This is a genomic window from Burkholderia sp. Se-20378, from assembly GCF_017104665.1.
GTDB lineage: Bacteria > Pseudomonadota > Gammaproteobacteria > Burkholderiales > Burkholderiaceae > Burkholderia > Burkholderia lata.
The window spans coordinates 1-26,308 of record NZ_JAAGPG010000075.1; the positions used below are offsets into that span (position 1 = coordinate 1).

The 26,308-nt window shown below is 66.2% G+C and carries 32 protein-coding genes, 1 tRNA gene and 1 riboswitch; of the genes, 19 read left to right on the forward strand and 14 right to left on the reverse strand.

Going from position 1 to position 26,308, the window contains the following annotated elements:
* The 8 genes from G3N93_RS11350 to G3N93_RS11385 all read left to right on the forward strand — a co-directional run.
* A partial coding sequence (locus G3N93_RS11350) for a helix-turn-helix domain-containing protein (RefSeq protein WP_206133030.1) occupies positions 1-221 on the forward strand: 221 nt, incomplete at its 5' end.
* 102 nt (positions 222-323) lie between these two features.
* A complete protein-coding gene (yiaA, locus tag G3N93_RS11355) occupies positions 324-767 on the forward strand; it encodes an inner membrane protein YiaA (protein ID WP_174913275.1) in 444 nt (147 codons plus the stop codon).
* A 139-nt stretch (positions 768-906) separates the two neighbouring features.
* Complete coding sequence (locus tag G3N93_RS11360; RefSeq protein ID WP_206133031.1) at positions 907-1,971, forward strand: glycosyltransferase family 2 protein; 1,065 nt, start codon at positions 907-909, stop codon at positions 1,969-1,971.
* Positions 1,972-2,035: 64 nt separating this feature from the next.
* Positions 2,036-3,058, forward strand: a complete 1,023-nt coding sequence (locus G3N93_RS11365) for a hypothetical protein (RefSeq protein WP_206133032.1) — start codon at positions 2,036-2,038, stop codon at positions 3,056-3,058.
* On the forward strand, positions 3,055-3,804 hold the full coding sequence (locus tag G3N93_RS11370; protein ID WP_206133033.1) for a ferritin-like domain-containing protein: 750 nt from the start codon (positions 3,055-3,057) through the stop codon (positions 3,802-3,804). Before G3N93_RS11365 ends, G3N93_RS11370 begins: the two co-directional genes overlap by 4 nt.
* Positions 3,801-4,958, forward strand: coding sequence for a hypothetical protein (locus G3N93_RS11375; protein WP_174984227.1), 1,158 nt, complete (start codon positions 3,801-3,803; stop codon positions 4,956-4,958). Before G3N93_RS11370 ends, G3N93_RS11375 begins: the two co-directional genes overlap by 4 nt.
* Positions 4,955-5,572: a phosphatase PAP2 family protein gene (locus G3N93_RS11380; RefSeq protein ID WP_206133034.1), complete on the forward strand. Its 618-nt coding sequence runs from the start codon at positions 4,955-4,957 to the stop codon at positions 5,570-5,572. The genes G3N93_RS11375 and G3N93_RS11380 overlap by 4 nt, the downstream gene beginning before the upstream one ends.
* Positions 5,569-6,516 (forward strand): fatty acid desaturase family protein, encoded by a 948-nt coding sequence (locus tag G3N93_RS11385; RefSeq protein ID WP_174939348.1) that lies wholly within the window; start codon positions 5,569-5,571, stop codon positions 6,514-6,516. Before G3N93_RS11380 ends, G3N93_RS11385 begins: the two co-directional genes overlap by 4 nt.
* 125 nt (positions 6,517-6,641) lie before the next feature.
* Here G3N93_RS11385 and G3N93_RS11390 read toward each other — a convergent pair.
* The 9 genes from G3N93_RS11390 to G3N93_RS11430 all read right to left on the reverse strand — a co-directional run bounded on the left by G3N93_RS11390 (position 6,642) and on the right by G3N93_RS11430 (position 13,186).
* Positions 6,642-6,718, reverse strand: a tRNA-Lys gene (locus G3N93_RS11390).
* Positions 6,719-6,826: 108 nt separating this feature from the next.
* On the reverse strand, positions 6,827-7,576 hold the full coding sequence (gene ybgF, locus G3N93_RS11395) for a tol-pal system protein YbgF (RefSeq protein ID WP_011351071.1): 750 nt from the start codon (positions 7,574-7,576) through the stop codon (positions 6,827-6,829).
* Between the two features lie 19 nt (positions 7,577-7,595).
* The gene (gene pal, locus G3N93_RS11400; protein ID WP_011351072.1) at positions 7,596-8,108 is read right to left on the reverse strand and encodes a peptidoglycan-associated lipoprotein Pal; all 513 of its coding nucleotides are present in this window, start codon (positions 8,106-8,108) and stop codon (positions 7,596-7,598) included.
* A gap of 17 nt (positions 8,109-8,125) precedes the next feature.
* Positions 8,126-9,421 (reverse strand): Tol-Pal system beta propeller repeat protein TolB, encoded by a 1,296-nt coding sequence (gene tolB, locus G3N93_RS11405; RefSeq protein WP_011351073.1) that lies wholly within the window; start codon positions 9,419-9,421, stop codon positions 8,126-8,128.
* Between the two features lie 109 nt (positions 9,422-9,530).
* A complete protein-coding gene (gene tolA / locus G3N93_RS11410; RefSeq protein WP_174939350.1) occupies positions 9,531-10,586 on the reverse strand; it encodes a cell envelope integrity protein TolA in 1,056 nt (351 codons plus the stop codon).
* Complete coding sequence (tolR, locus tag G3N93_RS11415) at positions 10,583-11,032, reverse strand: protein TolR (RefSeq protein WP_011351075.1); 450 nt, start codon at positions 11,030-11,032, stop codon at positions 10,583-10,585. The genes tolA and tolR overlap by 4 nt, the downstream gene beginning before the upstream one ends.
* Before the next feature lie 10 nt (positions 11,033-11,042).
* Complete coding sequence (gene tolQ / locus G3N93_RS11420) at positions 11,043-11,720, reverse strand: protein TolQ (RefSeq protein WP_041492749.1); 678 nt, start codon at positions 11,718-11,720, stop codon at positions 11,043-11,045.
* Between the two features lie 130 nt (positions 11,721-11,850).
* The gene (ybgC, locus tag G3N93_RS11425; RefSeq protein ID WP_174939352.1) at positions 11,851-12,336 is read right to left on the reverse strand and encodes a tol-pal system-associated acyl-CoA thioesterase; all 486 of its coding nucleotides are present in this window, start codon (positions 12,334-12,336) and stop codon (positions 11,851-11,853) included.
* 103 nt (positions 12,337-12,439) lie between these two features.
* A complete protein-coding gene (locus G3N93_RS11430; RefSeq protein WP_011351078.1) occupies positions 12,440-13,186 on the reverse strand; it encodes an SDR family NAD(P)-dependent oxidoreductase in 747 nt (248 codons plus the stop codon).
* 180 nt (positions 13,187-13,366) lie between these two features.
* Positions 13,367-13,467, forward strand: a riboswitch (ZMP/ZTP riboswitch).
* Between the two features lie 137 nt (positions 13,468-13,604).
* Here G3N93_RS11430 and glyA point away from each other — a divergent pair.
* The 7 genes from glyA to G3N93_RS11465 all read left to right on the forward strand — a co-directional run bounded on the left by glyA (position 13,605) and on the right by G3N93_RS11465 (position 18,393).
* Positions 13,605-14,852, forward strand: coding sequence for a serine hydroxymethyltransferase (gene glyA, locus G3N93_RS11435; protein WP_021157166.1), 1,248 nt, complete (start codon positions 13,605-13,607; stop codon positions 14,850-14,852).
* A gap of 6 nt (positions 14,853-14,858) precedes the next feature.
* Positions 14,859-15,338 (forward strand): transcriptional regulator NrdR, encoded by a 480-nt coding sequence (gene nrdR / locus G3N93_RS11440; RefSeq protein ID WP_174939354.1) that lies wholly within the window; start codon positions 14,859-14,861, stop codon positions 15,336-15,338.
* A gap of 153 nt (positions 15,339-15,491) precedes the next feature.
* Complete coding sequence (locus G3N93_RS11445; RefSeq protein ID WP_206133035.1) at positions 15,492-16,055, forward strand: GspH/FimT family pseudopilin; 564 nt, start codon at positions 15,492-15,494, stop codon at positions 16,053-16,055.
* Between the two features lie 44 nt (positions 16,056-16,099).
* Positions 16,100-16,462, forward strand: a complete 363-nt coding sequence (locus G3N93_RS11450) for a hypothetical protein (protein WP_374196448.1) — start codon at positions 16,100-16,102, stop codon at positions 16,460-16,462.
* Positions 16,452-17,285, forward strand: coding sequence for a PilW family protein (locus G3N93_RS11455; protein WP_206133036.1), 834 nt, complete (start codon positions 16,452-16,454; stop codon positions 17,283-17,285). The genes G3N93_RS11450 and G3N93_RS11455 overlap by 11 nt, the downstream gene beginning before the upstream one ends.
* A gap of 203 nt (positions 17,286-17,488) precedes the next feature.
* The gene (locus G3N93_RS11460) at positions 17,489-17,950 is read left to right on the forward strand and encodes a hypothetical protein (RefSeq protein ID WP_206133043.1); all 462 of its coding nucleotides are present in this window, start codon (positions 17,489-17,491) and stop codon (positions 17,948-17,950) included.
* Positions 17,947-18,393, forward strand: coding sequence for a type IV pilin protein (locus G3N93_RS11465; protein WP_206133037.1), 447 nt, complete (start codon positions 17,947-17,949; stop codon positions 18,391-18,393). The genes G3N93_RS11460 and G3N93_RS11465 overlap by 4 nt, the downstream gene beginning before the upstream one ends.
* A 54-nt stretch (positions 18,394-18,447) precedes the next feature.
* Here G3N93_RS11465 and G3N93_RS11470 read toward each other — a convergent pair whose 3' ends face one another.
* From G3N93_RS11470 to G3N93_RS11480, 3 genes are all read right to left on the reverse strand, one after another.
* Positions 18,448-18,891, reverse strand: coding sequence for a DUF3318 domain-containing protein (locus tag G3N93_RS11470; protein WP_206133038.1), 444 nt, complete (start codon positions 18,889-18,891; stop codon positions 18,448-18,450).
* 43 nt (positions 18,892-18,934) lie between these two features.
* Positions 18,935-19,324: a phage holin family protein gene (locus G3N93_RS11475; protein ID WP_021157159.1), complete on the reverse strand. Its 390-nt coding sequence runs from the start codon at positions 19,322-19,324 to the stop codon at positions 18,935-18,937.
* Between the two features lie 123 nt (positions 19,325-19,447).
* Positions 19,448-19,750: a YqjD family protein gene (locus G3N93_RS11480; RefSeq protein ID WP_006494044.1), complete on the reverse strand. Its 303-nt coding sequence runs from the start codon at positions 19,748-19,750 to the stop codon at positions 19,448-19,450.
* A gap of 318 nt (positions 19,751-20,068) precedes the next feature.
* On the opposite strand from G3N93_RS11480, the gene G3N93_RS11485 reads away from it, so the two are divergent.
* Complete coding sequence (locus G3N93_RS11485; protein WP_011351087.1) at positions 20,069-20,707, forward strand: peroxiredoxin; 639 nt, start codon at positions 20,069-20,071, stop codon at positions 20,705-20,707.
* A gap of 150 nt (positions 20,708-20,857) precedes the next feature.
* Here G3N93_RS11485 and G3N93_RS11490 read toward each other — a convergent pair whose 3' ends face one another.
* Positions 20,858-22,045, reverse strand: a complete 1,188-nt coding sequence (locus G3N93_RS11490) for an acyl-CoA dehydrogenase (RefSeq protein WP_085039561.1) — start codon at positions 22,043-22,045, stop codon at positions 20,858-20,860.
* Positions 22,046-22,259: 214 nt separating this feature from the next.
* Between G3N93_RS11490 and G3N93_RS11495 the strand changes: the two genes are divergently transcribed.
* Entirely contained in the window at positions 22,260-23,051 is a 792-nt protein-coding gene (locus tag G3N93_RS11495; protein WP_206133039.1) for an IclR family transcriptional regulator, read from the forward strand.
* A gap of 136 nt (positions 23,052-23,187) precedes the next feature.
* Entirely contained in the window at positions 23,188-23,598 is a 411-nt protein-coding gene (locus G3N93_RS11500) for a GFA family protein (RefSeq protein ID WP_206133040.1), read from the forward strand.
* Positions 23,599-23,802: 204 nt separating this feature from the next.
* Here G3N93_RS11500 and G3N93_RS11505 read toward each other — a convergent pair whose 3' ends face one another.
* Positions 23,803-24,606, reverse strand: coding sequence for an EAL domain-containing protein (locus tag G3N93_RS11505; protein WP_174940668.1), 804 nt, complete (start codon positions 24,604-24,606; stop codon positions 23,803-23,805).
* Positions 24,607-24,969: 363 nt separating this feature from the next.
* On the opposite strand from G3N93_RS11505, the gene G3N93_RS11510 reads away from it, so the two are divergent.
* On the forward strand, positions 24,970-26,308 hold a 1,339-nt coding region (locus G3N93_RS11510), incomplete at its 3' end, for an FAD-dependent oxidoreductase (protein WP_206133041.1).

Consider the following 26,308-nt stretch of genomic DNA (forward strand, 5'->3'; position numbering starts at 1 on the left):
CCGCCCGGCATTTCCGCGAGCGGGCCGGGATGAGCGTGGGCGCGTTCGTCGCGCAGATCCGGATGATGCACGCGTGCGCGCTGCTGCAGGACACGCAGCGCGGGCAGGCGGAGATCGGCCAGGCGGTCGGTTACCAGTCCGAGGCCGCCTTCGGCAAGGCGTTTCGCGCGGTGCTCGGCACGACGCCGGGGCGCTGGCGGCGGGCGCAGCGCGAATTGTAAGACTGCAAGCGCAGCGTCTTGCCGCTAGCCAAAGCTGCTACCATGCGCGAAACGCAGTTCAACGAAAACGATTTCGAACAAGAAGAAAGAGAGGGCAAAGCAATGAACCAGACCACCATCCAGCAGCCGTCGTTCGCGTTCGTGGCCGCGTCGTGGGCCGCGCTGCTCGCCGGTTTCGCGGCATTCCTGATCGGTCTCTGGAACGCCGGCATGCAGCTCAACGAGAAGGGCTACTACTTCACCGTGCTGGTGTTCGGTCTCTATGCGGCAATCTCGCTGCAGAAAAGCGTCCGCGACCGCGCGGAAGGCATTCCCGTCACCGGCATCTATTACGGCCTCAGCTGGATCGCGCTGCTGCTGTCGATCGCACTGCTGGTCGTCGGCCTCTTCAACGCGACACTGCAACTGAGCGAGAAGGGCTTCTACGCGATGTCGTTCGTGCTCGCGCTGTTCGGCTCGGTCGCCGTGCAGAAGAACACGCGTGACCTGCAAAACGCGAAGCCGCGCTATACCGACGCCGATTCGGCGCCGTCCGTCCAGGAGTGACAGGACGCGAAGCGGGCGCCATCCAGGCCGCCCGTTTTGCGACGACGGTCGCGGGTGACCCGCATTCGCCGATGCGCCGCGGGCTCCCCGCCTATTCGTTTCATCCATGCCGGTGCGCATGACGATGGAGATATTCCGGATGCCAGACTTCACAGAACCCACGCGGCACACCCGCGCGGCTGTCCGTGCCGTGGCGGCGCAGGCCGCGCTCGTGCTGGAGACGAACAACCTGCGCGGCGGCGCGGGGCTCGCGCAGGCCGTCGACAGCCTGAAGCGCCTCGTATCGGCGCTGTCGAAGCAGACCGTGCCGCCCGCGGCACTCGCACAATGGATCATTACGCACGACGGCCTGCCCGCCGAGGCGTGCGCGGAGATCGTTGCGCTGGCCGGCCGCCCGATCGACTTCGTCGAGATCGGCGCGAACACCGGCTACTACGATGCGAAGAACGACGGGTTCGACCGCGTCGACGCGGCCCGCTGCGACATCGTCGTGTTCGGCGATGCCGATTGCCGGCCCGCCGACGACTGGCTCGAGCACCTGCTTGCACCGTTCGCGCGGGAAGCCGGCGATGCGCTCGCCGCGGTGGCGGGGCGCACCAGCTATGCGCCGAACGTGCTCGGCATCGCGCTGACGTCGATCGATTTCATGTATTTCCCGAGCCCGCTGCGCGACGGTGCGACGCGCAACTTCTACGCGAACAACGTCGCGTTCCGGCGCGAGGTGTTCGCGCAATTTCGCTACGAGCCGCTCGACGGCGTCTATCGCGCGCATTGCCAGGTGATGGGGCTGCGGATGCAGGCAGCCGGCGTGGCTGTCGAGTTCGCACCGGACGCGCACACCGAACATCGGCTGCCGGACACGCAACGCGAATCGCTGAAGCTGCGCTGGATGCGCGGCGAGGACAGCGTCGGCCTGACACCTTATCTCGTGAACGCGTACCTGCCGCGCGGCTGGCAGTGGCTCGGCCGCAGCGGCCCGCTCGGCCCGTTCTGCGTGATGGCGATGCGGCTCGGCTACAGCCTGCGCGCGCTGAATCGCCAGCAGTTGCCGCCGCTTGGCGCCGTCCGCTATCTCGCGGCCATCGGCGTCACGATCGCGGCGTCTGCCGTCGATACGCTCGGCGCGCTCGCGCGTGGTTTCGGGCTCGCCGGGCGCGCATCGGCCCGGCGCGATCTCGAAGCGCTGTCCTATCACCGTCATTGAACCGGCGCCGCGCATCGTGCGCGGCCATGACAGCCGACATCCTGCATCCATACAGATAACGACCATGTCCTCTTTCGCCACCCGTGTTGCCAGCCTCGCCCTGTTTGCCGCCAGCGTCGGCGCCCATGCCGCGCCGGTCGATCATGCGGGGCGCGGGATTTACCACTTCGCGTCGCAAAGCGGCTGCCCATTCGCGAACGCGGCCTCCGCGGACTGCAATCGCGTCGCGCTCGATGCGCCGGACGTTCACGCGAGCATCGATACCGATGCACACGCGATCGTCTTCTCGAGCGATGCGACGCGTCGCACGAAGGACGTGCTCGGCGACGTGCTCCTGCAGGGCACCGGCATCGACGGCGACGGCCGGCGCGTGCCGCTGAGCGTGCACGTGCTGCTGCGTCGCGACGGCGCGAAATGGGACCGCGACGTGTACGTCCATGCGCCCGTGCACGGCACGTTCACCGAGGTCAGGATCGATCCGTATCGTGTGCGCGTGAAGGAGGGCGAGGGCGAACGCGAACGCGACGTGCTCACGCCGGACGAAACGCTGGCGCTGTTCGCGCATCCGTCGCTTGCATCGCGACTCGCGCGGCATCTCGTGAAGGTGAGCGCGACCGATCCGAAGCAGCCGTCCGCGGACGACATCACGATCGCGCTTGGTGTCGGCGGCCTGACTAAGTCGGTCGCGCGTGCGAGCTTTACGTCGAACGCGCCGCACGATGCCGACGTCGATCGCGCACTCGCATCAGGCACGTGGGCGATTCGTTTCGATGCACTGAGCAATCACATTCCGGTGTGGGTCGCCCAGCGCGAGTTGTTCCTGTTCGGCCTCGACGGCAGCGCGCTCGTGAAGGACATGCGTGCACGCGGCTTCAGGAAGAACGACCGGATCGAATTCGGCGCGCGAGACGGCAACGGCTATCTGCGCGTCAACGGCCGCGAGGAAGCATTTGCGGGCGCGACCGCATCCGCGCACGCATTCATGCAGGAAAGCTTCATCGGCCTGATCCTCGGATGGCGTCGCGATCCGGCAGCCGCTGCGGCGTCCGCGACGAAATCCGCGTCCGTCCGGGGCGTGCCGGCATGACCGCGGCTGGCGACCTGCCGGCGTCGCCGCACGCGGCGCGCGATGCACGCTTCGACTGTCTCGATGCGCCCGTGCCGCGCGGTGCGGCGCGGGTGCGCGCGTACCTCGTCGATCGCATCAAGCGGGCGGCGATCCGGCAGCTCCATCGCAGCACACATGGCGAGCGCTGGGTGCTGCGCATGTACCTGATCGGCGAGGAAGCGACCGAGTGCGCGCTGCACGAAGACTGGACCGGACAGCCGCCGGACTGGCTCGCGCCGCGGATCGAGCAGCATCTCGCGGACGAGCGTCGCCATGCGGCCGCGTTTGCCGATGCGCTGCGCGAGCGCGGTGTCGCGCCGTCGACTGCACCCCATGAGCCCGACTGGCTGAGCCGACGCAAGATCATGCGATGGCGCCGGCTCGCGCAGCGCCATGCGCCGCATTTCTCGCACGGCGTGCTCGTGCCGGCCTATGCGACGGGTCTGTGCGCGGAACAGATGGCGATGCGCGTACTTGCGCGCCACTGCGAAACGATCGGCGATGCACATCCGTTGCACCCGCTACTCGCGCGCGTGCTTGCCGACGAGACGCGGCATGTGAGGCTCTGCTCGGACACGCTGCGGCGTCTGGTTGCGCCGTCCGAGACCGCACATCTCGCCGCGTTGCTCGAGGAGATCCGTGCGATCGAAGCCGGTTTCGGCGTGACGGGTGCGCTGGCGATGGTTGCGGCCGGCTGGCTCCAGTCGCTTCGTCCGCGCGCATAATGCCGCGAATCGTCTATCTCGCGACGGCCGACGCACGCGGCCACCTGATGCGCGCGCAACTGCTCGTGCACGCGCTGCGTGCGGCCGGCGCGCAGGTCGACGTCTTGACGACGTCCGATGCGGGGCAGGTGTTTCTGGCTGCGTTCGACATCGACGCGACCGTGTTGTCCCGCCACTACGCGGTGCAGTTCGACGAACGGCAGAACATGCTGCGCGACGCGACCGACCGCAATGTCGCGCACTATGTGTTCAGGCCGACACGCATGCTGCGTGACATCGCGCGACTGCGAGCGATCGTCCGCGATGCCGATCTCGTGATCAACGACTCGTTTCATCCGGCGCTGCTGTTCATGGGCGCGATGCCGGGCTGGCGCCGCCGCGTCGTCCACGTATACGGCGGAAGCCTGCGCCGCGCGTTGACAGCGAATTTCGATGCGCGGCTGCCGCGCGCACTGGCGCGTGCTTTTGCACGGATCGTCGACTGGCAGATCGATTCGGCGGCGTGTTGCATCGAACACGATTTCGCATACGATGCCGACGACGAAGTCCGGCGATCGTGCACGCATTACCGGCTGCCGACGCCGGTGCCGATCGTCGCCGAGCGGCCAGCTTCGGAACCGGCTGCAGCAGCCGTCTATCTGAACCCGCACTTCCGCGACATCGCGCTCGCCGATGCGTTGTCGGCCGGCATGCGCGACGCAGGAATCGCGACGCACCGTGTGGGTGAGGGCTATGCCGGGCACGACGGCTGGACCGGCATCGACGCCGACTGGGTGACGTGCGCCGCCCATGCACCGCTGATCGTGTCGGCACCCGGCATGGCTGCGCTGTCGATCGCACGCGTGTATCACCGCCCGATCCTGCTCGTGCAGTCTGATCAGCCTGAGCAGGCGAGCAACGCCGAGCGCGCCGCGCGGCTGCAACTCGTGCATCGCGTCGTCACCTGGCGCGGCGATGCGGCCGCATTTCGGTGGGAAGTCGGGCAGGCTGCAGCCGAACTGATGCGCAACCCTGGTACGCAGGCAGGAACGATCGCCGGCCGCGAGCAGGCGCGTGCGCGCGTCGACGCATGGACGTCGCGCCTCCTCGCGCTGCGTCCGCGTGCGCGGGTGGCCGATACGGATACGCGATGCGAGGCGCCGGCGCCACGATGAATTCGCTGTCGTTTCGTGACGATCGCAGGCCCGATATCCGGCAGATGCTGGCCGCGACGTTCGGCATGGCAGCCGGCCTCGCGATCTTCTTTCTGCTGGAGCGTAGCGTCACGCCGCGCTATGTATTGGCCACGTCGATCGATGCGCGGATTCCGTTCATTGCGTGGTCGTGGTTCGTCTATGTCGGCTTCTTTCCGTTCGTGATCGCGCTTGCCGCGTATGCGCGGCCGCCCGCGTTCGCCGCATTCAAGGAGGCCGTGCTGATCGCGTTCGTGCTCGGTGTCTTGTGTTTCTTGCTCTTCCCGGAAGCCGTGCCGCGGCCCGACGTCGCGGAGATCGGCAACGCGTTCGTGCGCCACCGTCTCGCGCGCATGTGGCAACTCGATCTCGCGGCCAACGGTTTTCCGAGCCTGCATGTCGCAGTGACGTGTCTTGCCTGCCGGATGCTGGCGGACCGGCGACGGTTCGTGACAGTGTCGGTCGGCCTGCTGATCTGCACGTCGACGCTGACGCTGAAGCAGCATACGGTGGCCGATGTGCTGGGCGGCGTGGCGCTCGCGATGGTCAGTGCGCTGTGGGTCGAGCGGCGTGCGCTGCGCGGGAGGCTCGCGTGACGGATGCCCGTGTTCACCATGCCGGGCCAAATGCCGAGCTTGCGCGGTTCGTGCCCGATCCCGCGTTGTTTCGCGTGAGCGCATCGCGCGTCGGCGCGGCGCTGGCGGGCGACTGGCTGATGATTGCTGCTGCGTTCGCGGTTGCGATCGCGTTTCCGCATCCGCTCGTGTACGCGTTGGCCGCGATCGTGATCGCACGCAGCCAGCTTGCGCTCGCGGTCATGATGCACGAAGGCGCGCACGGGTTGCTGGCGCGGAACCGGCGTGCCAACGACGCGCTGGGTCAACTGTTCGCGGCGGGCCCGCTGTGGTTGTCGCTACGGACGTATCGCGCAGGCCATCTGAAGCACCATCGCGCACCGATGGAGTCGGACGATCCCGTCGCGCTGCTGTTCGGCGTGCATGACTATCCGGTGACGCGCGGGCGGCTGATCGGCCGCCTGCTCGCGTACGCATGCGGGATCGGCTACGTGACGAGTGTCGTGAAGCTCGCACGCGGCGAGTTCGCGCATGCGCTGCCGAAGGTCGGGAAGTCGCGCGCGTATGTCGCATGGGAAGTCGCGTCGATGCTGGCGGGCAACGGTGTGCTGTTCGGCACACTCGCGTTGGTCGGGCATCCGCTGCTGTACGTGACGTTGTGGATCGTGCCGTCCGTCACGCTGCTGCCGCTCGCCGGGCAGGTGCGTGCAATCTTCGAGCATGCGGGGCTGCCGGCATGTACCGACCAGAGCCGCAACGCGCGCACGATCGCCCGGCGTTCGTGGCAGACATTCCTGTTCGGCCCGCACGCGATTCATTTTCATATCGAACATCACCTGTTCGCGCGGATGCCGTTCCACAACTTGCCGGTCGTGCATCGCCAGCTTGTGCAGCGGGAGTTGCTGCCCGACGGCAATCTGTACGCGGGATATGGTGGCGTGCTGCGCGACGTCAGTGTGCGTTGATGTGCTGGCGGGGCCATTGTGCGTGCCCCGTCCGGTAGCGGAGTCGGGAGCGCGCGCGACAGGGATGCGCCAGACGCAAAAAAGCCTCCACTTGGGAGGCTTTGATTTGCACTATCGAAGATAGTTGGTAGGGTGGGAGGGACTCGAACCCTCGACTCTCTGATTAAAAGTCAGATACTCTAACCAACTGAGTTACCACCCCACGTTCTTGAAACCTGTTGGTTCGTTGCTTCAACAACTTGGCAAACGACCCAAAGAGCAAAAGATTATAGCGACGGATTGTCAGGCTGTCAACAACCCGCCGCGATAATTATTTGATCGTCTCAAGCTTGCCCTGCGCGGTCTGCGCGGCGTTCGACCCGGCATACTGCGAAACGACCTGCTCGAACGTCTTCTTGGCGGCCGCCTTCTGGCCTTGCTCGAGCTGGTTCGTGCCGATTGCCACGAGGGCGTCGGCTGCGCGCGGGTGCTGCGGGAACTTGCTGACGATCCCTTGCCACGTTGCAGTCGAACCGCGGTAGTCGCGCAGCGCGTATTGCGCATTGCCATACCAGTACTGCGCGGTCGGCTGGTAGGGGCTCTGCGGATACTTCGCGATGAACGCACGGAACGAAGCCGCCGCCGCCTTGAAGTTGCCGTTGCGGAACTGCTGCTGCGCCGCACTGAGCGCATCCGTTTCACCCGGCTGCACGGTGCCTTCGACACCATCGATCGTCGCCTGCTGCGGCTCGAACTTCTTGAGCCGCGTGTCGAGATCCTGGTAGTACTCCTTCTGCTGCCGCTCAAGCGTCGTCAGCCGGTTCGTCAGATCCTCGTTCTCGCCGCGTAGCGTCGCGACCTGCTGGTTCAGCTGGTCGAGACGGCCGGATTGATCGAGGATCGTACGCTGGGCGGCCGACAACTGGCTCGCCAGGTTGTCGGTCTTGCTGCGCAGATCGAGCACGGCGCGGCGCGCTTCGTTGTCGTCGAACACGCCGGCGTGCGCCGGCGCGGCCGACCACGCCGCGCCGGCGACGCAGAATGCTGCGGCAACGCGCAGCAGGGATACACGGTGCGTCATACGGCGATTCTTCCGTTACTTACTGTTGGTAGACGAGGTCGGCGCGACGGTTCTGCGCCCACGATGCTTCGTCGTGACCTGCTGCCTGCGGCTTTTCCTTGCCGAGGCTCACGGCTTCCATTTGCGAATCGTTCACGCCGAGCAGTGCCATCGCACGGCGGACGGCTTCCGCACGCTTCTGGCCCAGCGCGAGGTTGTACTCGCTCGTGCCGCGTTCGTCGGTGTTGCCCTGGATCAGCACGTGGCGCTGCGGATGGCTCTTCAGGTACTGAGCGTGCTGCTGCATCAGCGGCTGGTACTCGTCCTTCACCGAATAGCTGTCGAAGTCGAAGTAGATGCTGCGCTTCGCGAGCGGGCTGTTCGGGTCGTTCAGCGGGTCGACGTTCACTTGCGCGACGTTGTCGGCGCTCGGTTGCGTGCTGACTGCACCCGCGTTGTTTGCCTTGTCGTCGAGCTTCACGCCCGACTTGCACGCTGCGAGCGCGCTGATCATCATCACGGCCAGGGCCAGACGAGCTTTATTCGACATCATGTTTACTCTCCTTGTGGTCATTGCATGAAGGGCCCCCACGACGGCTCACGAACGGAGCCGCCCTGGACGGACAGGATTTGCGGCGGCGCGCTGCCGTCGGAGGGCACTGCTGCCAGAACATTGCGACCACCCGACTGGGTAGCGTACAGAAGGTACTGGCCGTTTGCCGCGAAGCTCGGCGATTCGTCGCGATTCGTATTCGTGATGGCGTTCGCCGCGCCAGACTGCAGATCCTGAACGTACAGCTTGAAGCCTCCCCCCGTGCGGGAGATGTAAGCGAGCAGCTTGCCGTCCGGGCTGATACGCGGACTCGTGTTGTAGCTGCCGGTGAAAGTCACGCGCTGCGCGGCACCGGCGCTTTCACCCTGTGCGGGCATCCGGTAGATCTGCGGCGCGCCGCCGCGATCGCTCGTGAAGTAGATCCAGTGGCCATCCGGCGAGTAGAACGGCTCGGTGTCGATCGAGCTGCTCTGCGTGAGGCGGCGCAGGCCGCCGCCCGTCGAGTTGACCGTATAGATTTGCGTATTGCCCGTCAGCGACAGCGCGACGGCCAGCGTGTTGCTGTCCGGCGACCATGCCGGTGCGCTGTTGTTGCCCTTCTGGTCGGAGACGATGTAGCGACGGCCGGTCGGCAGGTCGTGGATGTAGACGATCGGCTTCTTGCGCTCGAACGACACGTACGCGACCTTCGTGCCGCTCGGCGACCACGATGGCGAGATGATCGGCTCGGTGCTCGACAGCGCGATGCGCGCGTTCTGGCCGTCCGAATCCGAGATCTGCAGCTGGTAGCGGTTACCGGTCTTGATCACGTACGACAGGCGCGTGGCGAACACGCCGCGCACGCCGAGCAGCTTCTGGTAGATGTAGTCGGCGATCTTGTGGCCGGCCGTGCGCAGCGTGGTGTCGGTGGCTGTCAGCGACAGGCCGCCGAGGCTTTGCTGCTTCACGGTGTCGTACAGGATGAAGTTGACCTTGTACTGGCCGTTCGCCTCGCGGTTCACGCTGCCGGCGACGAACGCATTCGCGCCCTTGGCCTTCCAGGCGCCGAGATCGACCGATGCGCTCTCCGGCACCGGCGTGCTGCCAGCGTCGATGTTGGTGAATTTGCCACTGCGGGCGAGGTCGGCGCGGACGATCGACGTGACCTGCTGCGGCAGGTTCGCCTCATTCGCGAAATTCGCGGTGGCGATGGGGAACTGGGTCGACCCGACACCGGTGATCAGCACGTTGACCTGGGCATTAGCGGCGCTGCCCGCCGTGATCAGACACGAGGCCACGAGTGCCCTGAAACCTAGCTTTGTCATCAAACTCATGCTTCTTGCTTCCCGTATGACTTGGATCGCTGCGCAACGGCAGAGACAGTAAAAATACCCGATTCGTTCCCGTCCGACAGCGACGCCCGGAGTGTAAGCGCATTTCCTTTCACTCCGCAGCCTTGAAGGTAATCGTAATGTCCGACGGGGTACGACCGTTAGAATCGGGCGGCAACGGGACCGATGCGTGGATCGCATTGACCACGGCTTGATCCCACCCCGAATTCCCGCTGGAGCGGGAAACCGATGCGCTCAATACGTCACCGGACGGCGTGCACCGAATCTTGACGACGGTGGTCAGGCCTGCTCGCTCGCCGCCCCAAACGATGTTCGGTTTGACGCGGCGGCGCACCTTGTCAGCATAGCCGGGCGTGGCGGCATTGCCACCGGAGCCCGTGCCCGTGCCACTTTTCGCGAGGCCTTCGCCGCCGCCTTCACCGGCGCCGGACAGGCCTTGCATCTGTGCCAGGCGTGCGCTGCGCTCGCGGTCGAGCTTCGCGTTCGCTGCCGCATTGGCCTTCGCGCGCGCCGTGGCTTCGGCCTTCGCCTTGGCCTGGGCTTCCGCCTTTGCCTTCGCGGCCGCATCGGCTTTCGCCTTCGCCGCCTGCTGTGCTTCGAGTTGCGCCTGCTTCTGCTGCTGAAGTTTTTGCTGTTCGAGCTTTTGCTGCTCGGCGAGCTGCTGTTGCTTGAGCTTGTCGGCCTGCTTCTGCTTGTCGCGGTCCGCGGCTTTTTGTGCCGCGAGTGCGGCTGCCTGCTGCGCCGCGAGCTGCGCGCGCCGGGCTTCCTCTTCCTGCTGGGCCTTCAGTTGCTGCGCGCGGCGCTGCTGTTCGAGCAGCGCTTCACGCGCGGCCGCTTCCTGCTGCCGCTTCTTCTGCTGCAGCGCGATGTCGGCCTGCTCGTCGCGCACCGGGGGAGGGGGCGGCGCGACCTTCACGGGCGGTGTGGGTGTGACAACGGGCCGCGGCGCGGGGACATCGGGCACCTCGGTCCACAGCTCGGCTTCGGCGCCGGCCGGCGTGCTGTTCTGCCACTGCACGCCATGATAGAGAAACAGCGCGAGCAGCACGTGCATCAGCGCGGCGAGCGCGAATGCGCGCCAGGTGCCGCGCTCGCGGGGGGGCTGAGGCGGGTAGGCGGAGCTGCGCGTGGATTGCTGCCGGTTCATTGCGATTTGACGAGGAGGCCGACGCGCTTGACGCCACGCGCCTTCAGATCGGACATCACGGTCATGACGGCATCGTACTGCACGGTCTTGTCGGCCGCGATCACGACCGGCTGGTCGGGATGGTCAGCCTGCCGGGCGACGATGAAGCTGTCGAGCTCGGCCTTAGTCATCGTGTCTTCCTGGGTCGCGCCCGAGTCGCCCTTGTACTTGACGCTCATCGTGCGGTCGGCCTTGATGTTGACGACGACGGGCGGCGTCTGCTCCTGCGGTGCGGCGTTGCCGACGGTCGGCAGGTTGATGATCGACGGAGCGACGAGCGGTGCGGTGACCATGAAGATCACGAGCAGCACCAGCATCACGTCGATGTACGGCACGACGTTGATGTCGGCCATTGCGCGGCGCGAGCGGCCGCCGCGCATGCTGGAACGGATGGGACTTCCTGCCATGGCGCGCTCCTTACTGGGCCTGACGCTGCAGGATGTTCGAGAACTCTTCGATGAAGGTCTCGAAACGGATCGCGAGGCGGTCGATGTCGTGCGCGTAGCGGTTGTACGCGACCACCGCCGGAATCGCGGCGAACAGGCCGATCGCGGTGGCGACGAGCGCCTCGGCGATGCCCGGTGCGACGTTCGCGAGCGTGGCTTGCTGCACGTTCGCGAGGCCGCGGAACGAGTTCATGATCCCCCAGACCGTGCCGAACAGACCGATGTACGGGCTGACCGAGCCGACCGATGCGAGGAACGCGAGGTTCGCTTCGAGCACGTCCATTTCACGCTGGAAGGACGCGCGCATCGCGCGGCGTGCGCCATCGAGCACGAGGCCCGGATCGCTGATGCGCTTTTCCTTCGCCTTCAGGAATTCGCGCATGCCCGATTCGAAGATCCGCTCGAGCGCGCCGATCGTGTGGCGGTTGTTGGCTGCGCTCTGATACAGCGCCTGCAGGTCGCCGCCCGACCAGAAATCCTTCTCGAAGCGTTCGGTCTGCACGCGTGCGCGGCGGATCGCAAACCACTTGCGGAAGATGAAGGTCCACGACATCAGCGACAGCAGCAGCAGCAGCCCCATCACGGCCTGGGCCAGCACGCTCGCGTTGAGGACGAGGGAAATGATCGACAGGTCTTGAGAAGTGTTCATAGAGGTTTGAGTAACGTCCCTTCGGGGCGCCCGGTATGCGTGTGGCGCGGCGCGCCGGCCATGCCTGACGCCGAACCTTGCTTAGTATCGAATCAGAAAGGCAAGTTCATAGGCTTTGTCTAAACGGGGCTCATGCGAGCTTCGTTGACAGGGCAGTCTGCCCGTCGTCGATGACGGGCCCGCGCTGCAGCGCGTCGAGCACGGCCGGCGGGATGGCCGCAGGCCGGATGCCGGTACGGTCGACGCAGCCGAGACGGATGTGTCCGGCCACGAGCAGCGTGTTTCCGCACCAGGCTTCCTGCGTGAATTCCACCGATGCGCGGCCGATGCGCCCGGGCCGGCTCGTGATCGCCAGTGCGTCGTCGAGTCGCGCCGGTGCGCGGTAGTCGAGCGACGTGCTGCGGACGACGAAGATCGCGTCGGTGTCGTCGGCGAGCTGACGCTGGTCGATGCCGCAAGCGCGCAGCCACTCGGTGCGGGCGCGTTCGAAGAACTTCAGGTAGTTGGCATAGAAGACGATGCCGCCTGCGTCGGTATCCTCGTAGTACACGCGCACCGGCCAGATGAAGCCGGAGGGCGCTTCCGGGGAGCGGGTAGGCTGGGTCATGGCGCGCATTCTACCGGAAGGCAGGAGCCTGATTCGTAACCGATTCGTAACGGAATGTAGTATGCCGTAGCACATTGCGGGCCGGCCCGGAAGGGGCCGGGCCCGCGTGGCTTCAGCCGCGGTGGACGGTCGGGCCGCCGGGGGCTTGCGCGATCGGCATCAGCTCGATCGTGTTGACGTTCACATGCGCCGGGCGCGTCGCGATCCAGTAGATCGTGTCGGCGATGTCCTCGGGCATCAGCGGCTGGACATTGTTGTAGACGTTCGCCGCTTTGGCGTCGTCGCCGCGATAGCGGATGTTCGAGAATTCGGTGCCGCCGCACAGGCCGGGCTCGATGTCGGTGACGCGCAGCGGCGTGCCGAGCAGGTCGGCGCGCAGGTTCAGGCTGAATTGTCGGACGAAAGCCTTGGTCGCGCCGTAGACGTTGCCGCCGGCATAAGGGTACGAACCCGCAACCGAGCCGATATTGAAGACGTGACCGCGACCGCGGTCGATCATGCCGGGCAGCAGCGCGTGCGTGACCGTGACGAGGCCCGTGCAGTTCGTGTCGATCATCGTGTGCCATTCGTCGAGGCTGGCCTTTTGGGCCGGCTCGACGCCGAGCGCGAGGCCGGCGTTGTTGACGAGCACGTCGAGCGCCGCGAATTCGGCGGGAAGGGCGGCCGGCACGGCCTCGACGGCCGCGCGATCGCGGACGTCGAGCTCGAGCGGCAGAAGGGAATCGCCGAGTTCGGCGGCGAGTGCATCGAGACGATCCTTGCGGCGCGCGGTCGCGACGACGCGGTGGCCTCCCTTGACGAAGGCACGGGCGATGGCGGCGCCGAAGCCGGCGGACGCGCCTGTGACGAACACGATCATTGCTGCTCCTGGTCGATGACAAAATAGCGGGTGGTATCCCGCAAGCCTACTGAGATTGCCGCACCGCGGCAAGGCGGCAAAGCGTTCCCGCACGGGCGCGTAGAGTCTGGCCCCAATTGCTTCCGGCGCACCGCCGTGCGGTTGCCTATTCATGACGCATCCAATACACTAACGCGCTCATCACCCCCGCGTGACTGGCGATAGAACCCTTCGGGTTCAAGGTGGAGCATCCCACCGTGAAGCGCGGGGCGCCGTTTTTGCCGTTCGCCTGGGCAGCCGTTGTGCGCCGTCGCGTGCATCGCCGGTGGCTGTCCTGCCTCGCGTCATACGGATTCTTCCGCCACGTCGAGCTGGTCCCGCCAGCAGCGCACCGTACTCGGCCGCTCCGGTCAACCTGTACACACTTAACGGAAACCGTATGTTTGACAGAGCCCAAAGCACCATTGCGAACGTCGATCCCGAAATCTTTGCCGCGATCGAGCAGGAAAACCGCCGCCAGGAAGATCACATCGAGCTGATCGCGTCGGAAAACTACACGAGCCCGGCCGTGATGGCTGCACAGGGTTCGCAACTCACGAACAAGTACGCGGAAGGGTATCCGGGCAAGCGCTACTACGGCGGCTGCGAATACGTGGACGTGGTCGAGCAGCTGGCGATCGACCGCGTGAAGCAACTGTTCGGCGCGGAAGCGGCGAACGTGCAGCCGAACTCGGGTTCGCAGGCGAACCAGGGCGTGTTCTTCGCGATGCTCAAGCCGGGCGACACGATCATGGGCATGAGCCTCGCGCACGGCGGCCACCTGACGCACGGTTCGCCCGTGAACATGTCGGGCAAGTGGTTCAACGTGGTGAGCTACGGCCTGAACGAAAATGAAGACATCGACTACGAAGCCGCCGAGAAGCTCGCGCAGGAACACAAGCCGAAGCTGATCGTCGCGGGCGCGTCGGCGTTCTCGCTGAAGATCGATTTCGAGCGTCTGGCGAAGATCGCGAAGTCGGTCGGCGCATACCTGATGGTCGACATGGCGCACTACGCGGGCCTGATCGCAGCGGGCGTGTACCCGAACCCGGTGCCGCACGCGGACTTCGTGACGACGACGACGCACAAGAGCCTGCGCGGCCCGCGCGGCGGCGTGATCCTGATGAAGGCGGAGTACGAGAAGCCGATCAACTCGGCGATCTTCCCGGGGATCCAGGGTGGCCCGCTGATGCACGTGATCGCGGGCAAGGCCGTGGCGTTCAAGGAAGCGCTGTCGCCGGAATTCAAGGCGTACCAGGAGAAGGTGGTCGAGAACGCACGCGTGCTGGCTGAGACGCTGGTGAAGCGTGGCCTGCGGATCGTGTCGGGCCGTACGGAAAGCCACGTGATGCTGGTGGACCTGCGCGCGAAGAACATCACGGGCAAGGCCGCGGAAGCGGCACTGGGCGCGGCGCACATCACGGTGAACAAGAACGCGATCCCGAACGATCCGGAAAAGCCGTTCGTGACGAGCGGCGTGCGCCTGGGCTCGCCGGCGATGACGACGCGCGGCTTCGGTCCGGCGGAAGCGGAACAGGTGGGCAACCTGATCGCGGACGTGCTGGACAACCCGGAAGATGCGGCGACGATCGAGCGCGTGCGCGCGCAGGTTGCCGAGCTGACCAAGCGTTTCCCGGTCTATCGCTGATCGACGATGCGCTGCCCGTTCTGCCGGCATGACGACACGCAGGTCGTGGATTCCCGCGTGTCCGAAGATGGCGCCGCGATCCGGCGGCGCCGTCGCTGCTCGGCTTGCGACAAGCGCTTTACGACGTACGAGCGGGTCGAGCTGTCCCTGCCGTTCGTCGTGAAGAAGGACGGCAGCCGCACGGAATTCGACCGTCGCAAGATCGTCGCCAGCATGCAACTCGCGCTGCGCAAGCGGCCGGTTGCTGCCGACGCGATCGACGCGGCGGTCGCCCGCATCGAATATCAACTGCTCGCGACAGGCGAGCGCGAAGTGCGTAGCGAGAAGCTCGGCGAACTCGTGATGAACGAGTTGCGCGGCCTCGATACGATCGCTTATGTCCGCTTCGCATCGGTGTATCGCCGGTTCGAGGACGTTTCCGAATTTGCCGACGTGATCGAAGAGTTCCGTCGCGCCTCTCCCGCCAAGTCTCCGCGTAAGCGCTGACGCGCTGCGTCCGTTCATCGTCTTCTCCGTTGGGTCAGTTCGCGCCGATTGTGTCGGTCGCGATCGCATGCCGCCAGTCGGCCATTCGGCAAATGGTGCGCGTTCGCACGCGCCGCTACAGTCGTCGCATCACCTTGGCGAAGGACGGCTGCGATGGGACTACACGCTCAACCCCTGAAAAACATGTTGCGACGCTCGGGCGGGTTCACGCTCGTCGAGCTGATGGTTGCCATCTCGCTGGCGGCCGGGATCGCGCTCTATGCGGCGCCCGCGTTCGACCAGTGGCGCATGCGCGAACGCGTGGATGCACGGTCGCGTGCATTGCTCGGTGCGCTGTCGTTTGCACGTACCGAGGCGACGCGTCTCGGCGTGCGCGTCACGCTGTGCCGCGCCGGGAACGCCGGCACCTGTCTGCGCGTCGGCGAGCGGTGCGCTCCGGCCGAATGGTCGTGCGACTGGATCGTCAGCGGGCAAGTCGACGGGCAGTCACGCGTGCTGCGGCGCTATCCGCGCGATGTCGAAGTGGCCGTCGCGGGTGCCGCGCACGATCTCGCGTTCGCACCGCCGGTCGGTCAGGCAATCGGTGGCATCCGCCGTTTCGAATTGCGTCCGCGACGCGATGTGCCGGGGGCTGACGACGCGCATGCATCGCGTTGTGTGCGGATCGCGGCAGGCGGGCGGGCGCGGATTGTCGCCGGCCGCTGCGACGCGGCGTGAGTGCCATGCGCAACGCAATGCGCGGTACGTCGCTGATCGAAGCGATGCTGGCCATCGCGCTACTCGCGACCGTGATGCTGGTCGTGGCGGGCAGTCAGCTTGCGATGGCGCGTGCGCAACGCGCGACGATCTGGCGTGAACGCGCGCTGTGGCTGGCCGATGCGCGTATCGAGCGCTTGCACGTCGCCGCGGAGGCCGACGATGGCCTCGCGGCGCGGGTCGCAGCGTCGCTGCCCGGCGGCGCGATGACGAAAGACGACGGGCCGGATGGCGTCCGCTACACGATTGTCGGCTGGCGCGGCGGCAAGGCGGCTACCGGGGCGCGATGCGAAGCGGCGGGCAGGTCGACGCAGCCGCCGTCGTGTGTCCGGATTCCGTATCGGGAGGCTGACGCCAATGAACGCTGATCGCCGCATGCGCGCGCATACGCTGCTTGAAGTGTTGATTGCGATGGCCGTCGGTCTGCTCGTGCTCGCGGCGGCCGGTGCGCTGTACCACGCGCAGCGCGTCGCACAGCGGCGCGCGGACGACGGGTTCCGGATGCGCGATGCTGCCGGCACCGCACTGATGCTGATCGGCCAGCAGATCCAGATGGCCGGATTCCGGCCGCTCGATGTGGAAGACGTGTCGTCGTTGCCACCCGTGTTCGGCTGTTCGATGGCACGTGTGAGAGGAGAGGGCGCGCAGGTACGGTGCGAGCCCGTGCGCGCTGCGTCGGACGCTTTGCTGATCCGGTATGTCGGCGATGCCGTGTCGACGTGGCTCACCGTTAGTGGCCAGGTGTCGGATTGCCTCGGGCAGGGCGTCGGCGTGTCCGGTGAACGTGCGCTGGTGGAGAACCGCTTCGATGTGCACACCAGCCCGTCGACGGGCGAGCCTGAACTGTATTGCGAAGGAAACGGCCGTCCGGGTACGCCGCAGCCGGTCGTGTCGGGAATCGATCAGTTGCGGGTGCGCTATCTTCGCAGCGGCGGCACGCAGTTCGTCGATGCCGATGCATTGCGCGGCGACGACTGGCGCGATGTCGTGGCCGTGCACGTCTGCGTGCGGGCGCGCGGCGAACCGGCGGGCGAGCCCGTGCGGCACGTCGACTGCGACGGCCGCCCAGTCGTTGGGCAAGACGGCCGCGCGCGTCTGACGCTCGATCGCATCGTCGCTTTGAGGAATGCTGCGCACGCATCCGACGATACGTCGCGTGATGCCTCGGATGAACGCGGGGTGCGGCGATGAACGGAGCGGAGCAGTACGCGCGGGGGAGGTCGCGACGCGTCGCGGTACGCAATACGCACGAGCGTATCGCGACAAACGGCCACGTGCCGTGGCTCGCTGCAGGTGCGGCAACCTCGACAACGGGCCAGCGAGCGCCGCACATTCGCTCACGGTCAGCCAGCCGTGATCGGCGTCGCGAAGCGGGCCTTGCATTGCCCGCGGTGATCGCAGTTGGCGCAGCGGTCGCGGCGCTGACCGGCACGTGGTTCGAAGCCGCACTGACGGAATCGCGCCGCACGCGCGCGTTGTCCGATCGGCTGGTCGCGTTCCACGCGGCCGATGCCGCACTTGCCGCGTGCACCGCGCGATTGCGCCAGGGTTCGGCGCCGTACATGAGCGAAGGCGAGTCGCACGCGGAGCCCGACGCGTGGCGGCGCACGCCGGCGCTAGCGGTCGCCGAAGCGTTCGCGCCGTTTGCCGGATGGCCGATGGCTGCGCAACCGCCGCGATGCCTGATCGAAGCGTGGCGCGGAGTAGGGCCGGCCGGCGGCCGCGCTTACGTCGTCACCGCGCGTGGCGTGGGTGCGCATGCATCGAGCGCCGTCTGGCTGCAGCATCAGGTCGCGATCCGCGACGGACATATCGTCGCCCTGCACTGGCGTCGCATCGCGACGGTGCTTCGATGATCTGTCGCACGTTCGTGTACCGCTCGGCGGGATTCACGTTGATCGAACTGATGATCGTGCTCGCGATTGTCGCGGTGCTGGCCGGATGGGGCATCCCGTCGTATCGCGAGCATGTCGTGCGCGTTCATCGCGCGTCGGCGGTCGCTGCGTTGTACCGGGCGGCCCAATATCTCGAAACACTGGACGGTGTGCCGCCTTCGGCATTGCCGATGGCGCTCACGCAAGCGCCGCCGGACGGGCGCGCGGTCTATCGATTGGCGCTCAGGCGGCCGGACGGCGACGATTCGCCGATAAGTTATGCACTGGAGGCAATCCCGCTCGACACGGGCTCGATGCACGACGATGCGTGCGGTGCATTCACGCTGCGTTCGGACGGGACGAAAGGCAATGTGCGGAGTGATGGAGGCGACGGACAGGTCGCGGCGTGCTGGGGGGCGCGTTGAGTTCGGCGGAAAGGCGCGCCACGGCGCTTGGCCGTGCGCGCAGGATGCTGGCGGTCAGTCGTCGTGTGTGTCGAGCCCGCGCTCGTCGCGGGACTCCTTCCAGATCCGGTAGATCTCCCATGCAGCAAAACCGAGGGTGCCCCACTTCAGCGCGGGCCCTGCGCTCGCGCGCAGCAGCGAGCGAACGGGTTTGGCGAGCACGAGCGATGCGAGCGAGCTCAGCATCGGATACTGGTTGACGAGCTGGCCGAGGCTCGCGTTCAGGTTCTTGGCAGACTGGCTGAACTTGTTGCTGGACAGGCCGGGGACGAACACCTTGAGCCAGCTGAAGCGCGTGACGGCCTGGCGCATTTCGCCGGCGGCCTCCGCGAGTTCGAGCCGCTCGACTTCGGATCGCAGGATCAGCAGTTCCTTGCGGAGCGCGCGATGCTGCGACGCGCTCCAGTTCGATCGCGACGAATGGGAGCGGGGTGAATTGCCCGTGACGTTCTGGCTCATGGCGCGTCGGCGAAGTAGGTGGGAGGGGTGAGCGCGACTGCGTTCACGGCTTGCCGCGGAACAGTTCGCGGTCTTTCTCGAGTTCGGCGAGTGTCGCCTCGAATACGGTCGGCGCATCGCGCAGGCCCGAACGGGCCTTCAGTGCGCAGGCGATCCCGCCCGCGGCATACAGCGCGGTGATCGCCGCGAGCGACTGCCAGCGATAGGTATCCCAGAACGCGATCGCGACGAGTACGGTCAGGCTGATGAGTGCCATCGTCGCGAGCATCATCGCGGCGAGCCCGAGGAACAGCACGCCCATCAGGCGCTCCTTCTCCTCGGCAAGCTCGATGCCCACCAGTTCTAGGCGCGTTTGCAGCAGTCCGATCGCGGAGCCGACGAGGCGGCGCAGCGGTCCTTGGCCGGACGGCTGCGAGGTGGTGTCTGTCGTCATGGGTGAGGTGCGTGCGCGTGCAGTGTGCAGCTAGGACAAAGCCGGCCGGCGGAAACTGCCGGCTGGCTTCGACGCCCGCAGGCCGCACAACGCGGCCAACGGGACGAAACGGCGCAGAGCGCGTTACTTGCGGTTGATCAGCAGGCCGATCAGCACGCCGACGCCGGCGGCGACGCCGATCGACGTCCACGGATGCTCGTGCACGTAATCGTCGGTCGCGCGTGCAGCCTTCTTGCCTTTCTCGACCACTACGACCTGGACGTCGGCTGCCTTTTCCTTGGCCTGCTTCAGGCGCGACATGGCTTTCTCGCGCAGCTCGGCCGCACGGTCGCCCGTGCTGCTCGCAGCTTGCTTGAGCAGGTCTTCGGCGTCCGAGAGAACGGTTTTGATATCCGACATCAGTTTCTCCTTGTTGATTTCCGACATTGCAACTCCCTTCGTGCTGTCATGCTGCAGGTTCACATCGTAGCGAAACGCCTGCCTGCTGGCGAGCCGGGAAGACACACGACGGCAGTGCAAGACCGCATGGTAAACGACTTGTAATCATCAACAGAGCGCCAAACGGGGTGAAAAGTTTCCCGCGTGGCCGCCTGTCCGGCGCCGACACCGGGCAAAAATGACAAAAAAGTATGAATATCAAACGGAATAATCGTTCGCATGCCCCATTGCTTCCCGTAAGCTGACAGACTTTCCCGCGCCGACCCGGGCGCGGTTTCAACCAGCATCGTTCGAGGAGGGAACATCATGAGTCTGCGTCTTGGCGACATCGCACCGGATTTCGAGCAGGAATCGAGCCTGGGCCCGATCAAGTTTCACGAGTGGCTGGGCGACGGCTGGGGTGTCCTGTTCTCCCATCCGGCCGACTACACGCCGGTGTGCACGACCGAACTCGGGCTGACCTCGAAGCTGAAGGGCGAATTCGAGAAGCGCAACGTAAAAGTGATCGCGCTGTCGGTCGACGGTGTCGAGTCGCACAAGGGCTGGATCAACGACATCAACGAAACGCAGTCGACGGTCGTCGGCTTCCCGATCATCGCCGATGCGGACCGCAAGGTTTCGCAGCTGTACGACATGATCCACCCGAACGCGAACGAAACGCTGACGGTGCGTTCGCTGTTCGTGATCGACCCGAACAAGAAGGTGCGGCTCACCATCACGTACCCGGCCAGCACGGGGCGCAACTTCGACGAAGTGCTGCGCGTGATCGACTCGCTGCAGCTGACCGACAACTACAAGGTCGCGACGCCCGGCAACTGGAAGGATGGTGACGACGTCGTGATCGTGCCGTCGCTGCAGGATCCGGAAGAGCTGAAGAAGCGCTTCCCGAAGGGTTTCAATGCGGTGCGTCCGTATCTGCGCCTCACGCCGCAGCCGAACAAGTAAGCATCGGCTGCACATGAACGCGAAACCGGGCCGGCGGCCCGGCGCGCGGATCAGATGAAAAACGGCCCGCCCGGCAGTCATGCCGGGCGGGCCGTGTCTTTTGCGCGAGCGCGGCGCCGCGTGGCTGCTGCGCTCGCCGCATCCGGACGATCAGAAGAAGGCCTGGATGCCCGTCTGCGCGCGGCCGAGGATCAGCGCGTGGATGTCGTGCGTGCCTTCGTACGTGTTGACCACCTCGAGGTTCACGAGGTGGCGCGCGACGCCGAATTCGTCGGAGATACCGTTGCCGCCGAGCATGTCGCGCGCGAGCCGGGCGATGTCGAGCGCCTTGCCGCACGAGTTGCGCTTCATGATCGACGTGATCTCGACGGCCGCCGTGCCTTCGTCCTTCATGCGGCCGAGACGCAGCACGCCTTGCAGGCCGAGCGTGATTTCGGTCTGCATGTCGGCGAGCTTTTTCTGGATCAGCTGATTCGCGGCGAGCGGCCGGCCGAACTGCTGGCGGTCGAGTACGTACTGGCGCGCGGTGTGCCAGCAGGACTCGGCGGCGCCGAGTGCGCCCCACGCGATCCCGTAGCGCGCCGAGTTCAGGCACGTGAACGGGCCGCGCAGGCCGCTCACGTTCGGCATCAGGTTCTCTTCCGGTACGAACACTTCGTCGAGGACGATCTCGCCGGTGATCGATGCGCGCAGCCCGACCTTGCCGTGGATCGCCGGTGCCGACAGGCCCTTCCAGCCTTTCTCGAGGATGAAGCCGCGGATCGCGTCCTTGCCGTTCTCTTCGAGCTTCGCCCACACGACGAACACGTCGGCGATCGGCGAATTCGTGATCCACATCTTCGCGCCGGACAGCGAGTAGCCGCCGGGCACTTTCTTTGCGCGGGTGACCATGCTGCCCGGATCGGAGCCGTGGTTCGGCTCGGTCAGCCCGAAGCAGCCGATCCATTCACCGGTGGCGAGCTTCGGCAGGTATTTCTGCTTCTGCGCGTCGGAGCCGAATTCGTAGATCGGGACCATCACGAGCGACGACTGCACGGACATCATCGACCGGTAGCCCGAGTCGACGCGCTCGACTTCGCGGGCGATCAGGCCGTAGCTCACGTAATTGAGGCCGGGGCCGCCGTATTCCTCGGGAATCGTCGGGCCGAGCAGGCCGACTTCGCCCATCTCGCGGAAGATTTCGGCGTCGGTGCGCTCGTGGCGGAACGCTTCGGTCACGCGCGGCGCGAGCTTGTCCTGCGCGTACGCTTGCGCGGCATCGCGCACCATCCGCTCTTCTTCGGTCAGTTGCTGGTTGAGCAGCAGCGGATCGTCCCAATGAAAAGTTGCAGCACTCATCGTCTCATCTCCTGTCGACCCGAGTTAGCGCTTCAGCGCTTACTCGGGTCCCATGCTTTGCGGTCGACCCGAGTTGGGCACTTCAGCGCTTTCCCGGGCCCCATGCTTTGCGGTCGGTCCCTGATTCAGCCGGGTTTGTTGCCTGAGAGTTTGCTTGACGGAAGTTCCGCTGTGCGGAACAATGTTTTGCAAATCGAACCCAGTGTAGCACCAGATGACACTTTCAACCATCGACGAAACCACGATCGACGAACGCAAGTTCGTCGTCGCGCTCGCGCGCGGGCTCGACCTGCTGCGCGCATTCCGGCCCGGCGAGACGATGCTCGGCAACCGCGACTTCGCGGAGCGCACGGGGCTGCCGAAGGCAACCGTGAACCGGCTCGCCTACACGCTGACCGTGCTCGGCTACCTCCGCTACGACGAGACGCTCGGAAAGTATGCGCTCGACGCCGGCGTGCTGTCCCTCGGCTACGCGCTGCTGTCGGGCTCGGGGACGATCGACCTCGCGCGGCCGCACATGCAGGCGCTCGCACGCGACATCGGCGCGGCCGTGTCGCTCGGCTGCCGCGACGGGCTCGACATGATCTATCTGGAGACGATCCGCAGCGAGACCGCGCTGACGCTCGGGCTTGCGCCCGGCTCGCGGCTGTCGATGCTGACGAGCTCGATGGGGCGCGCGTACCTGGCCGTGCAACCGGAGGACGTGCGCCGCGCGCTCTACGCGGAACTGCATCGCGCGGCCGGCGGCGCGGCCGACGCCGATGCGCTCGTCGCCGCCGCGCAGCAGGCGGTGGCCGAGTTCTCGTCGGGCGGGTGCTGTTATTCGTTCCGCGCGTGGCACATGGACGTCAACGCGGCGGCCGTACCGTTTCGCGAGCCACGCGAAGGGCGCTGGCTGATCCTGAGCTGCAGCGGCCCCGCATCGTCGATGGACGAGGACGTGTTCCGTACGCAGGTCGGGCCGAAGCTGAAGGCGCTTGCACAGCGGCTCGGGCAGACGGCTTGAGCAAGGAACGCGAGCGGTAGCGGTGCCGTCGCCGGCACCGGCGATAACGCACGAGAGCGACACCACCGCCGCCGGTTGTGCCGCGGGCGAACCGCGCGCATGATCGTTCGCCAGCTCACCGACGAAGAGGGTTGCCATGTCTCACGCAGAACCGATGGAAGGCGGATGCGCATGTGGCGCGATTCGATACCGGATCGCCCATGTTCCGACCGACGCCGGTTTTTGCCACTGCCGGCTCTGCCAGCGCACGACCGGCGCGGCGGTCGTCGCGTCGGCATCGGTGCCGATCGACGCGTTCGAATACCTGCAAGGAGAGCCGACGGTCTATGCGTCGAGCGCGTGGGGCGAGCGGCGCTTCTGCGGCCGTTGCGGCGCACAGCTCGAATACCGGCAAATCGATGCACCCAAGACGGTCGAGATCAATTCCGCGACGCTCGACGAGCCGTCACGGCTGCGTCCGGCCTGGCATGTCTGGTATGGGGATCGCTTCCCGGGCATCGAGATCGGCGACCACCTGCCCAAGTACGACGATGGCGGAAGGGCGTAAGCGGTAGGTAATCGCCGACACCGACTGTGCCGGCAACGAGGCGCGTACGCTCCCGCGAAGCCGGTCTTTCCATGGGGCCGGCAACCACCCGCCGGACATCGGGCGACGGGCCAAGCCAGGCGGCCCGATCCCCCGTCACATCACTGGTATTCCACATTCGGCACACGGCGCCACGCGTGTGCGGACGATCTCATCCACTCAGGCTCAGGCCGTCACGACCTTCGCAAACACGGGCCCCTGCATGAACCGGACGTCGTACTGGCGCAGCAGCTCGCACTGCGTTTCGTCGACGACGCCGTCGAAGATCAGCGGAATCCGCACGCGCTGCGCATAGGCGACGAGCGCCTTGACCATCCCGTCGCGCAACGCGATACCCGCATCCATCTTGATGTAGTCCGGGCGCGCCATCTCCGATTCGACCGCGAGGATGCGGCCCGGGTCGGGCAGCTTGTCCGCGACCTTGAAGCCGTGATGCTGGTAGCTGCGCGTCAGGTAGCCGAGGAAGGTCTTGTGCGCGACCGCGACCGCCGGCAGCTCGATCACGATCCGCTCGGTCGGCAGCCCGAAGCGCTGCAGCACCGACGAGAAATGCTTGCCGTGGTCGTACTTCACGCTCTTCAGCAGCCGTTCGTGCACGCGCAGGAACAGCAGCCCGTGGCGCTGTGCGCCAAAGAAATTGATCGCATGCAGCGCGCGCGACAGACGGTCGATCGCGACGAGCGTCTGGTCGTCGACGGCCGAGTCGACCGGATCGTGCGGCGCGCCCGTCACCAACGTGACGGCCTGGAAGCCGAGCTCGTCGCCGTAGCGCTCGATCGCGTCGGCGAACGACGTCGATTGCGGCGCGCCGGGCATCGTCACGTCGTAGATCGGTTCGTAGGCGCTGCCGAGCGTGCGCTCGGGCAGGGTCGCGCTTGCGGTGCCGCCATCGGCGAGCGCGAGGTGATCCCGTAGATACGGCAGTTGCCCGGCACGGGCGACCAGCTCGGGAATGGTGGGCGGAATCATCGGCGTAAGAAGGAAAAACGGCGGCCGAACGGGCCGCCTCGTAGCTTGATATTAGCAGCGCCGGCCAAGCTCGGCTTGGCGTTTCGTTCATATGGTTATCCCGTCGTCGACGCTTCGCCTAGGGTTTACGTTGATTTCACTATTCGTAATTGGTTTTACTATTCGTAAATCCAAGATTTGTCGCCGATCAAGAAATGCGGCATGCGGGCGCCGCGAGACGGCGCCGTTACGAATCAACAGGAAGCAAGGAGCGAGACGTGGCGGTTGACAGGAATTGCACGCGGGAGAGCGGCGCGGCACGCCGGCAGGTGACGGGCGGGATGACGGGCGTGCCGACGAGCGCCCGGCAGGGTTGAGGAGCGGATGGCGACCATGAACATCGATTACCAGACGCTGAAGTTCGAATACCGTCCGCGTACGCAGGACACGACCGTGCACCCGGTGATCGTCGTCGGCGCGGGCCCGGTGGGCCTTGCGGCCGCGATCGACCTCGCGCAGCAGGGCGTGCCCGTCGTGCTGCTCGACGACGACGACACGCTGTCGACCGGCTCGCGCGCGATCTGCTTCGCGAAGCGCACGCTCGAGATCTTCGACCGGCTCGGCTGCGGCGAGCGCTTCGTCGACAAGGGCGTGAGCTGGCACGTCGGCAAGGTGTTCCTGCAGGACGAGCAGCTGTACGCGTTCGACCTGCTGCCCGAGGAAGGGCACGCGCGCCCCGCGTTCATCAACCTGCAGCAGTACTACGTCGAAGGCTACCTGGCCGACCGCGCGTTCGAGCTGCCGAACATCGACATCCGCTGGAAGCACAAGGTGACGGGTATCGACCAGTCGGCCGAACACGCGGTGCTGACGATCGAGACGCCGGAAGGCGTCGCGACGCTGCGCGCGCAGTACGTGATTGCGGCCGACGGCTCGCGCAGCCCGATGCGCACGATGATGGGCCTCGAAAGCCACGGCCGCACGTTCAAGGACCGCTTCCTGATCGCCGACGTGAAGATGAAGGCGGAGTTTCCGACCGAACGCTGGTTCTGGTTCGACCCGCCGTTTCACCCGAATCAGTCCGTGCTGCTGCATCGCCAGCCCGACAACGTGTGGCGCATCGACTTCCAGCTCGGCTGGGATGCCGACCCCGTCGCCGAGAAGCAGCCGGAGCGCGTGATCCCGCGCGTGCGCGCGCTGCTCGGGCCGGACGTCGAGTTCGAACTCGAATGGGTGAGCGTCTATACGTTCCGTTGCCAACGGATGGAGTCGTTCCGTCACGGCCGCGTGCTGTTCGCGGGCGACTCCGCGCACGGCGTGTCGCCGTTCGGCGCGCGCGGCGCGAACAGTGGCGTGCAGGATGCCGACAACCTCGCATGGAAGCTGAAGCTCGTGCTCGACGGCGGTTCCGCCGACAGCCTGCTCGATACCTATGCGAGCGAGCGCGAGTTCGCTGCCGACGAGAACATCCGCAATTCGACGCGCTCGACCGACTTCATCACGCCGAAGAGTCCGGTGTCGCGCGTGTTCCGCGACGCGACGCTGAAGCTTGCGCGCGATTGCGAGTTCGCGCGCAAGCTCGTGAACAGCGGCCGCCTGTCGGTGCCGGCGGTGCTGGCCGATTCGCCGCTGAACACGCCGGACCGCAACGGCGACGCGTTCGCGGGTGCGATGCGCCCGGGGGCTCGGAAGAGCGCCGTGTGGGAAAAGGGGGGGGGCGAGG